This window comes from Mesorhizobium sp. M1227, from assembly GCF_040318315.1.
In the GTDB taxonomy this organism is placed as follows: domain Bacteria; phylum Pseudomonadota; class Alphaproteobacteria; order Rhizobiales; family Rhizobiaceae; genus Mesorhizobium.
Genome location: NZ_JAMYLZ010000118.1, coordinates 1 through 584, shown reverse-complemented (window position 1 = coordinate 584; position 584 = coordinate 1). Strand labels below are relative to the sequence as shown.

The following is a 584-nucleotide window of genomic DNA, read 5'->3' as shown; positions in this document are numbered from 1 at the left end:
GGCCGCAACGTCGTCATCGACAAGTCGTTCGGCGCACCGCGCATCACCAAGGACGGCGTCACCGTCGCCAAGGAAATCGAGCTTGAGGACAAGTTCGAAAACATGGGCGCGCAGATGGTCCGCGAAGTTGCTTCGAAGACCAACGACATCGCCGGCGACGGCACCACCACCGCGACCGTTCTGGCACAGTCGATCGTCCAGGAAGGCCACAAGTCGGTTGCCGCCGGCATGAACCCGATGGACCTCAAGCGCGGCATCGACCTCGCCGTCGCCGACGTCGTCGCGACGCTGATCAAGAACGCCAAGAAGATCAAGACCTCGGAAGAGGTTGCCCAGGTCGGCACCATCGCCGGCAATGGCGACGTGTCGGTCGGCTCGATGATCGCGGAAGCGATGCAGAAGGTCGGCAATGAGGGCGTCATCACCGTCGAGGAAGCAAAGACCGCCGAGACCGAGCTTGAAGTCGTTGAAGGCATGCAGTTCGACCGCGGCTATCTCTCGCCCTACTTCGTCACCAACGCCGAGAAGATGGTTGCGGATCTGGAAGACGCCTACATTCTTCTCCACGAGAAGAAGCTCTCCAA

General features: G+C 61.0%; 1 protein-coding gene. It reads left to right on the top strand.

The genetic code is table 11. The features are described 5' to 3' along the window. On the top strand, positions 1–584 hold a 584-nt coding region (locus NKH28_RS34365; RefSeq protein ID WP_352981472.1), incomplete at both ends, for a TCP-1/cpn60 chaperonin family protein.